Origin of the sequence: Rhizobium sp. TBD182 (assembly GCF_001950375.1) — a bacterium.
Taxonomy (GTDB): domain Bacteria; phylum Pseudomonadota; class Alphaproteobacteria; order Rhizobiales; family Rhizobiaceae; genus Agrobacterium; species Agrobacterium tumefaciens.
In genome coordinates, this window is sequence record NZ_BDLN01000001.1 from 1,172,208 (window position 1) to 1,180,928 (window position 8,721).

The window sequence follows — 8,721 nt, forward strand, 5'->3', positions numbered from 1 at the left end:
GCCCGGTAACCGGATCCATGCCGCAGGCGGCGAGAAGCTGGTCCGCAAGAACGGGATCGCCCTTGGCGGCAATCGCCGCAAGTTCACGGTTCACCGGCCCCCAGCTTGCGTCATAACCCAACAGCGTACCGTCCTTGTCGAAAAGGACTGCGGCAATCGATTGGGTCGCATCAATCTCCATATCCGCTACCATGAACCGATGGCACTCCGCGGTTGCAGCTTGGCGGTGACTGTGAGCGGGTTGATGTAGGGCTCCAGCGCCTTGACGGTGGCGGAAAGCGCGCCGCGCATGTCCTGAATGACCCGGTTGCCGGCATCGATCATCTTGTAGCGTTCATTGTCGTTGACCAGGAGGTAATGCACCGCCTTGGCCAGCATCTCGACATCGCGGACGATGCGCCCGCCGCCTGCGCGGATCAGCTTCTGATAGGCCTCGCGGAAATTCTGTACATGCGCGCCTGACAGTACGGCGCAGCCCAGCATTGCCGGCTCCAGCGGGTTCTGCCCACCCTCGGCCGTCAGCGAACGGCCGACGAAGGCAAGTTCGGTGAGCCTGAGGTAAAGCCCCATTTCGCCAATGGAATCCCCGAGGAAGATATCGGTTTCCGGCGTGATCACGTCGTTGCGACTTCTGCGCGCCACGGTCAACCCCATGCCCTTCAGCATGGCTTCCACGTCGTCGCCGCGCTCGGGGTGGCGCGGCACGATGATGGTCAATTGACCGTTGCGCGACTTGATCGCCGCATGCACGGTGGCTGCTGCCTTCTCTTCACCGTCGAAGGTGGAGATCGCCGCCCATGTCTTGCGGGTGCCGATCTGCCTGCGATAGTGCTCGAGCAGAGCTTCGTCGCAAGGCGGCGGATCCGTATCGCCCTTGAGGTTGCCGGATATCACCACCGGCCAGGAGCCGAGATCACGGAAGCGTTCGGCATCGACATCGGATTGCGCAACCACCAGCGCCAGCTTGGAAAACAGCGATTCCGCAATGTCGTGCCGGTTGTTCCAGCGGTCGAAGGAACGGTCTGAGAGCCGCGCATTGACCCGGATCTGCGGAATGTGCCGGCGCTCCAGCTCCATCATCGTCACCGGCCAGATTTCCGATTCAGCGGTGATGGCGGCATCCGGTGCCCAGTAGGCGAGGAAACGGTTGACCGCGATCTTGATGTCGAGCGGCACATATTGGTGGATCACATCATCGCCAAGCCGGGTACGGGTCAGCTCGGCCGAGGTGACGGTGCCGGTGGTCAGAAGCACGAAGATATCGCGCTTGCGTATTTCGCGGATCAGCGGAATGAGGGCGAGCGTTTCGCCGACACTTGCGGCATGGAACCAGACGAGCGGGCCACGGGGGCGCTCCGCGCTGGCGTAACCGAAACGTTCTAGACGGCGGCGCTTGTCTTCCTTGCCCTTTGCGGCCCGATAGGAAAGATAAGGCCGTGCAAACGGATAAGCGGCGATACCGGCAATCCTGTAACCGGAAAGAGCGAAACGTGCGATACGGCTGCTCATGACATTCTGCCCTTGATCATTCCGCGCAATGCCCTGCCCCTGTTCTTTGTTGTTATCGCCGCCTACTTCTTCTCAAATTGCGTCATTTTTTATCATCGGAAACAAAAGCGCGATCACGTTTTCTCGCAACCGAATTTCCTGCCTGCCATTCCGGGCAGGAATCACGGGAAAACTCGCCTTCACCCAATAGTATTACAACGCACGGGCAAAAGGACTCAATTTTTATCGTCGGGATTGAGAAGACGGTGCATATGCACGATAAAATAACGCATATGGGCGTTATCAACAGTCATCTGCGCCTTGGATCTCCACGCGGTCAGCGCGGAAGCGTAGTCAGGATAGATGCCGACGATATCGAGCGCATTCAAATCCCGGAACTGAACATCCTGAAGATTTTCCAGTTCGCCGCCGAACACAAGGTGCAGCAGCTGTTTCTGTTTGCCAGATTCCGTCATGTCTTGTCTCTTTCTTAAGCTCTGAGAGCCCCTCATCTGCGGGATTTCCGGGCAAACGTCAACCATCGGACAGATGTGAAAACGCTTTCAAAAGCGCGGGAAGCGCATATTCTGCTGCAGCGCACAATGCGGGGTGGTTTACCTCGCGGCGATTATACATCAGGGGTTTTCCATCAAGTCCGACCAGACTGCCGCCTGCCCTTTCGAGGATAAGGTCTGCGGCGGCCAGATCCCACTCGTGCGAGTTCGCCTTGACCAGCGTTCCATCGATGCGGCCATCCGCCACCATCGCCAGCCGATAGGCGAGCGAGGGCACATGCGGAATGCGCTTGACGGTGCTGCGCACCTCTTCCGGCAGATGCGTAATCACGTCTTCAGGTGCGGCCAGATGGAAAACGCCGGTGTTTTCACGGGCGGCTGAAATCGGCTTGCCGTTCTTCAGCGCTTCGCCGCCTTCAAGTGCGGTGAATTCCTCTGCGAGTGCAGGCGCAACAAGGGCGGCAACGACGGGTCGGCCCTCATGCACCACGGCGACGCTGACGCACCAGGTATCCCGCCCACCGATGAAGGCGCGCGTTCCGTCGATGGGATCGATGACGAAGACGGTGGAGCGGGCCAGCCTTGTCGTATCGTCATCCGTCTCTTCCGACAGCCAGCCATATTCCGGCCGGGCGGTACGCAGGATGGTTTCGAGAATTTCGTTTGCCGCGTAATCGGCCGCGCTGACCGGTGAAAGCCCGCCATTCTTCCACCAGACCTCGGGGTCCTTGCGGAAGAAACCGAGGGCCGTCTCGCCCGCCTTGCGTGCGGCTTCGAGGACCAGCCTCAGATCGGAAGCCCAGCGGGCCTCAGCCATATCGTTCATTTTGCCGTCTTTTCCGCGCGCCTCATACGGCGCGCCTGTTTTTCCCTTCGCACTTGCACACAAAGTGCTGGCGAAAACAACCCGCAGGTCGCCTCACTTGCCCGCGATCGTCATGCCTTCGATAGCAAGCGTCGGTGCTGCGACACCATATTTCCGGTCGATATCGTTAGCCGGCGTGACACGCATGAACATGTCCTTCAGGTTCGAAGCGATGGTGACCTCGGAAACCGCGAAGGATTTTTCACCATTCTCGATCCAGAAACCGCTCGCACCGCAGCTATATTCACCCGTGAGCATATTGGCGCCATGGCCAATCAGTTCGGTGACGTAAAAGCCGGTTCCGACGTCCCTCAGCAGATCTTCCGGCGAAATATCGCCTGGCTCCAGCGCGAGATTGGTTGAGGACGGCGATACCGAAGTGCCACCGCGCACGCCGCGACCGTTGGTTTCAAGGCCGAGTTCACGCGCTGCCGAGGTAGAGAGGAACCAATGCTTCAGCACCCCGTCCTCGATCATCGTCATCTTCTCGCCCCGGACACCCTCGCCATCGAAAGGACGCGACGAGGGGCCACGAACGATCTGCGGATCGTCCGTCAGATAAAGGCCCTTTTTCAGAACCTGCTGCCCCATCCTGTCGCGCAGGAAGCTGGTCTTGCGGGCAACGGAAGCGCCATTGATCGCGCCGGCAATGGCGCCGACGAAACCGCGCGCGATGCGGGGATCAAAAACCACGGTAATATTGCTGCCGGTATCGACCTGACGCGGGCCGACCCGCCGCACGACTTTTTCGCCGGCGCGGCGGCCGATCTCTTCGGCTGCATCCAGATCGGCGTAATAGAGGCGGCTGTCGAAATCGTAGTCGCGCTCCATCTTCGTGCCCTCGCCGGCGATGACACTGACGGAACGGCTGAAACGGCTGCCCATGTAGCTGCCGGAAAAACCGTGCGAGGTGGCAAGGACGAGGCCGCCCATGCCGCTCGATGCGCCAGCACCGGAGGAATTGCTGACGCCCTTGACGGCAAGCGCCGCCTCTTCCGAGGCGAGCGCTGCCTCACGCAATTGATCTGTAGAGACCTCGGTCGCATCGAAAAGCTCGAGATCGTCGTAGGAGGTTGCGAGCCGTTCCTTGTCTGCCAGGCAGGCGAAGGGGTCTTCCGGCGAAACCTTCGCCATGGCCACCGCCCGTTCCGCCAGGGTCTTCAGGTCGAAGCCGGGATTGGCCGAAACGCTCGCCACCCGCCGCCCGACGAAAACGCGAAGCGAAAAATCATCGCTTTCGGAGGATTCGGTACTTTCCACCTTGCCAAGCCGGACGCCGACCGATTGCGAGCGAGAGCGGACGACGACGGCATCCGCCTCATCCGCGCCTGCAGCACGGGCAAGATCGACAAGCTCGCTGGCGCGATCGAGAAGTTTGGAAGAATCTATTTCTGAGGACATGAGTTGGCCTTTCATTCCTGTTCCATTTATTGTGCCATCAACCCCGCATCAAGGGCGAAACGCCGCTTTCTCCATCGACAAGGCTTTGTCGCCACCATATTCGAAAGTCAGCCAGCATGACCGAGCACGACGCTCTCTTTTCCGAACCCTTGCTGCTTCTGGCCGGCGCTGTCATTGCGGCGTCGATTTTCCGCAAACTCGGCCTTGGCACCGTGCTCGGTTATCTGGTGGCGGGCATCGTCATCGGGCCGTTCCTGCATCTGGTGACAGACGCGAAAGATATCTTCAACGTCTCGGAACTGGGCGTGGTTTTCCTGCTCTTCATCATTGGCCTCGAACTCAAGCCATCGCGCATATGGCAGATGCGGCGCGATATTTTAGGGCTGGGGCTGGCGCAGGTGCTGGTGACGGGCAGCGTGCTGGCATTGATTGCCTGGTGGGCCGGACTGATCGACGCGCGTGGAAGCCTCGTTGCGGGTTTCGGCCTTGCACTCTCCTCCACCGCCTTTGCGTTACAGATTCTTGAAGACGATGGCGACATGAATACGCGGCATGGCAACCGGTCCTTTTCGATCCTGCTGTTTCAGGATCTCGCTATCGTACCGCTTCTCGCCCTTGTCACCATTCTTTCCAACCGCCCGGACGTGCCGACGGATTCGATGGCCTACGATCTCATCGCCTCCGTTGTCGCGGTGGCGGGCATGGTGTTGGCCGGGCGTTATCTGCTGACGCCGATGTTCCAGATCATCGCCCGCACGGGTGCGCGGGAGGTGATGATCGCCGCCGCCCTCTTCGTCGTCATCGGTGCGGCCGCCATCATGGAGGCGGTTGGGCTTTCGATGGGCATGGGTGCGCTGCTGGCCGGGCTGATGCTGTCGGAATCTTCTTATCGGCACGAGCTGGAAGCCGATATCGAGCCGTTTCGCGGGCTGTTTCTGGCGCTGTTCTTCATGGCCGTCGGCATGTCGCTGCACATCAACATCGTCTATGAGCACATTCTTCTCATCCTGATCGCCGTGCCGGCGATGATGGCTGTGAAGGCGGCCGTAATCTATGGGCTGTGCCGCATCGCCGGTTCGTCCCGTTATGCATCGAGCCGTATCGCGCTGCTGCTGGCGCAGGGCGGCGAATTCGGTTTCGTGCTATTTTCCACTGCTGCCGCCTCCCGCCTGTTTCCGCAGGCGACGGCTTCCATCCTTGTCGCCATCGTGACGCTTTCCATGGCGCTGACGCCGCTGCTGGCAGTGGTTTCTCGCCGGCTGACGGCGGAGGATGCCGATGAGGACACGCTGGACGAGGATTTTGACGGGGCTGGCGCCGATGTGCTGATGATCGGCTTTTCGCGCTTCGGCCAGATCGCCTCGCAAATCCTGCTTGCCGGTGGGCGCGACGTGACTGTCATCGACAGTTCGGCTGATCGTGTACGTCAGGCTTCCCGCTTCGGTTTCCGCATCTTTTTTGGCGATGGTACACGCAAGGACGTGTTGATCGCGGCTGGCATAGAGCGCGCCGATCTCGTGGCGGTCTGCACCCATAAAAAGGAAGTCACCGACCGCATCATCGACATGATCCAGTCGGAATTTCCAAGCGTGCGCATCTATGCCCGCTCCTATGACCGCATTCATTCCCTCGATCTCAGGAAAAAGGGCGTGGAATACGAAATCCGCGAGACTCTGGAATCCGGCCTGCTATTTGGCCGCCGCATTCTGGAAGGGTTGGACATGGACGGCGAAAGGGCGCTTGCCATTTCCGACGACATACGCGAGCGCGACGAGGAGAGATTGCAGCTACAGGCCGTGGAAGGGCTCGCCGCCGGCAGGCAGATGCTGCACAACAAGCCGGTGCGCGAAGTGAAGCCCGAGCCACTGATGAAGCCGAAGAACAAGGTGGAAAAGCGCGAGGAAGAAGAGGACGAAGACGAGGGTGAAATAGCAGTCACCCACTAAGCGGCACGCGCTCGCCCATAGCGATACTCAAGGAGTACCGCTCAAGCCTCCACGCCCTGCCCGCGATGGAACAGTTCCACCTGCATTTCGATCTGCCGTTTCAGATCATCCTTGATCCCGGCGGAAGCGTTCAGAACTTCTTCCGATTTGAGGAAATCCAGCACGCCGAAACGGTGCACTGGTGGGCGCAGGAAAATATGCGGCGGGCGCAATCTGAGTTTCAGGGCAATGGCCGCCTGCATCATCAGCTGACTGGCGCCGAACAGGCTGTCCAGCCGGTTCGGCATGGTGGTGCCGTCACTTTCAGGGCCGCCAACCACATCGATGCCGACGACGATATCGGCCTGATCCATCAGATGCTCATAGGGCACGGGATTGAAGATGCCGCCATCGATCATGATGCGGCCGTTGACGCGCACCGGCATGAATAGAGCCGGAATAGCCGCAGAAGCCGCCAGCGCCTGAATGATCTCGCCGGTTTCCACCACCACTTCGGTCTGCGCATAATAATCCGTGGTCACCACTTTCAGGGGAATGGCAAGTTCGGAAAAATCCTTCGGCAGGGCTTGCGGCATCAAGGCGTGCAGAATGAGTTCGAGATTGAACTGGCCAAGACGAAAGCCATCGACCGCATGGCGCATGGATGCGGGGCCTAGGCTCCAGAGACGGTTGGCGACCGAACCCTTCCGCCCCATGAGTTCAAGCGTATATTCGCGGATTTCCTTGCCGCTCATGCCGGCCGCCATGCCTGCTGCGATGATGGAGCCGATGGAGGAGCCGGAAAGCGCGACCGGGCGAATGCCTAGTTCGTCGAATGCCTCGATAACGTTGATGTGGCAGATGCCGCGTGCGCCACCGCCGCCGAGCGCCAGGCCGAATGTCGGCTCATGACCGCTCTCGCGGCTGGCATCGATTGCCTCTTGCCCGGCGTGAACCATTGTGACGCTGTCGTTTACACCCTGCTCCATGCCAAATACCCAAGACCCTTTCCACGGCAAAGCCTCTGCCTATTCGGCAAACAAGACAAGACCGTGACGTGACGGGAAAGTGCTGCCGTCAGAGCGTTTTCGCTTTTCTTCAAATCGCGAAAACACTCTAACTCTTTGTTTTGCGGCATTTCCGCACGGAAACCGGGGCCGTTTTTGCTGGAAATGCTCTAGGGCTCGTAGCGGTAGAAGTGCATTTTCGAGTCGCCGAAGATGCGGCTTTCGAGCGGTTTGAACACCGGCTCGACATTGACCACAACATCGCCGCGCTCTTCCAGAATGGCGAGCGCACCGGGTGCCAGCCAGCCGCCGGCATGGGCAGCAGCAAATGCCTTCTCCCCGTGGCCCTGGCCATAGGGCGGATCGGCGAACAGGAGATCGAAGGGCTCGATATTGTTGACGCCGCCAAGCTTGGTCGCGTCACGCCGCAGGATGCGGGCACGCCCATGCAGCCCCAGCGCATCGATATTTTCCCACAACAGCCCCCTGCCCTCAACGCCGTTTTCGACGAAGAGCGCCACACGACAGCCACGCGAAAGCGCCTCCAGCCCGACCGCGCCCGTTCCGGCAAAAACGTCCAGAACGCGCGTACCGTCAAGACTTTCCGGATAGGCGTGGCTTAGAATATTGAAGAGGCTTTCCCGTGTCCTGTCGATTGTCGGACGAATGGAATTTGTTTTCGGCGCGGCCAGATTTCGGCCGCGGAACTCACCGCCTACGATCCGCATTACGTGTCATTCCCCTGCCACCAGAAGGTTTGCCACCCGGGCCTTTGCCGCCCGGTTTGCCGCCGCCGGGGCCGCTACCGCCACCGGGGCCTTTGCCCTTGCCTGAAAAACCCGAACGTTCGCCACGTTCACCCGGTTTTCCAAAAGAAGGCTTGCCCGATGCGGGCCTGCCGCCGGGTTTTCCACCCGGTTTTGCGCCTCTTGGCTTGTCACCGAAAGGCCGGTCGCCGCGTGGGCGATCACCGTCTTCGCGGGGTTTGTCGCGGAACGGACGCTCACCGAAAGGTTTCTCACCACGTGCTGTGCGATCTCCGAAGCTCTTCTCGCCGCGTGGGCGGTCGCTGCGCGGGCGATCACCCTCCTCACGTGGCTTGTCACGGAACGGACGGTCGCCAAACGGTTTTCCACCGCGTGCGGTGCGATCTCCGAAGCTCTTCTCGCCGCGAGGACCGTCGCCACGCGGGCGATCTCCCGATTCACGTGGTTTGTCACGGAACGGGCGGTCACCGAAGGATTTCCCGCCGCGATCTCCAAAGCTCTTTCCACCGCGCGGGCCGTCGCCACGTCCACGACCGCCTTCCTCTTCGCGCGGGGAATCCGAACGGATCCACTCGCCCTCGGAATCGGCATGCCTGACGACGTTGCGGCGCGCTTCCGCCTGGGCGGATGGCTTCTTGAACAGGCTTTCCGCTTCCGCGCGGGCAGAAAACTTCCGCTCCTTCCCATCACGGGTGGGCTTTGCGCCGGGCGCCATCCAGACATTGGCCGTGCGGCTGGTGCCCGCGGGCGGGC

The 8,721-nt window shown here is 60.5% G+C and carries 7 protein-coding genes and 2 pseudogenes; 1 reads left to right on the forward strand and 8 read right to left on the reverse strand.

Features of this window, described 5'->3' with window-relative positions; all coding sequences use genetic code 11:
* The 5 genes and pseudogenes from T18_RS27580 to T18_RS05965 all read right to left on the reverse strand — a co-directional run.
* Positions 1 to 193: pseudogene (locus T18_RS27580) on the reverse strand (HAD family hydrolase); the annotation flags it as partial.
* Positions 187 to 1,509 carry a lipid IV(A) 3-deoxy-D-manno-octulosonic acid transferase gene (gene waaA, locus T18_RS05950; RefSeq protein WP_004432170.1) on the reverse strand — a complete coding sequence of 441 codons (1,323 nt, stop codon included), beginning with the start codon at positions 1,507 to 1,509 and terminating at the stop codon, positions 187 to 189. The gene waaA and the pseudogene T18_RS27580, both read right to left, overlap by 7 nt.
* Positions 1,510 to 1,724: 215 nt before the next feature.
* Positions 1,725 to 1,964 (reverse strand): DUF4170 domain-containing protein, encoded by a 240-nt coding sequence (locus T18_RS05955; RefSeq protein ID WP_019564234.1) that lies wholly within the window; start codon positions 1,962 to 1,964, stop codon positions 1,725 to 1,727.
* Between the two features lie 58 nt (positions 1,965 to 2,022).
* Entirely contained in the window at positions 2,023 to 2,829 is an 807-nt protein-coding gene (locus tag T18_RS05960; protein ID WP_004432172.1) for a 3'(2'),5'-bisphosphate nucleotidase CysQ, read from the reverse strand.
* Positions 2,830 to 2,922: 93 nt separating this feature from the next.
* Complete coding sequence (locus T18_RS05965; RefSeq protein WP_004432174.1) at positions 2,923 to 4,269, reverse strand: TldD/PmbA family protein; 1,347 nt, start codon at positions 4,267 to 4,269, stop codon at positions 2,923 to 2,925.
* 116 nt (positions 4,270 to 4,385) lie between these two features.
* Here T18_RS05965 and T18_RS05970 point away from each other — a divergent pair, with 116 nt between their 5' ends.
* A complete protein-coding gene (locus T18_RS05970) occupies positions 4,386 to 6,215 on the forward strand; it encodes a monovalent cation:proton antiporter-2 (CPA2) family protein (protein ID WP_038489983.1) in 1,830 nt (609 codons plus the stop codon).
* A 41-nt stretch (positions 6,216 to 6,256) separates the two neighbouring features.
* On the opposite strand, the gene T18_RS05975 is transcribed toward T18_RS05970, so the two are convergent.
* The 3 genes and pseudogenes from T18_RS05975 to T18_RS27585 all read right to left on the reverse strand — a co-directional run.
* Positions 6,257 to 7,183, reverse strand: coding sequence for a patatin-like phospholipase family protein (locus tag T18_RS05975; RefSeq protein ID WP_038489980.1), 927 nt, complete (start codon positions 7,181 to 7,183; stop codon positions 6,257 to 6,259).
* A gap of 188 nt (positions 7,184 to 7,371) precedes the next feature.
* A complete protein-coding gene (gene rsmD / locus T18_RS05980; protein WP_004432183.1) occupies positions 7,372 to 7,929 on the reverse strand; it encodes a 16S rRNA (guanine(966)-N(2))-methyltransferase RsmD in 558 nt (185 codons plus the stop codon).
* Positions 7,910 to 8,721, reverse strand: a pseudogene (locus tag T18_RS27585) (pseudouridine synthase); the annotation flags it as partial. The pseudogene T18_RS27585 and the gene rsmD, both read right to left, overlap by 20 nt.

Coding starts and splice junctions, on each gene's coding strand:
- waaA (WP_004432170.1), bottom strand. CDS start 1,509: ATGAGCAGCCGTATCGCACGTTTCGCTCTTTCCGGTTACAGGATTGCC.
- T18_RS05955 (WP_019564234.1), bottom strand. CDS start 1,964: ATGACGGAATCTGGCAAACAGAAACAGCTGCTGCACCTTGTGTTCGGC.
- T18_RS05960 (WP_004432172.1), bottom strand. CDS start 2,829: ATGAACGATATGGCTGAGGCCCGCTGGGCTTCCGATCTGAGGCTGGTC.
- T18_RS05965 (WP_004432174.1), bottom strand. CDS start 4,269: ATGTCCTCAGAAATAGATTCTTCCAAACTTCTCGATCGCGCCAGCGAG.
- T18_RS05970 (WP_038489983.1), top strand. CDS start 4,386: ATGACCGAGCACGACGCTCTCTTTTCCGAACCCTTGCTGCTTCTGGCC.
- T18_RS05975 (WP_038489980.1), bottom strand. CDS start 7,183: ATGGAGCAGGGTGTAAACGACAGCGTCACAATGGTTCACGCCGGGCAA.
- rsmD (WP_004432183.1), bottom strand. CDS start 7,929: ATGCGGATCGTAGGCGGTGAGTTCCGCGGCCGAAATCTGGCCGCGCCG.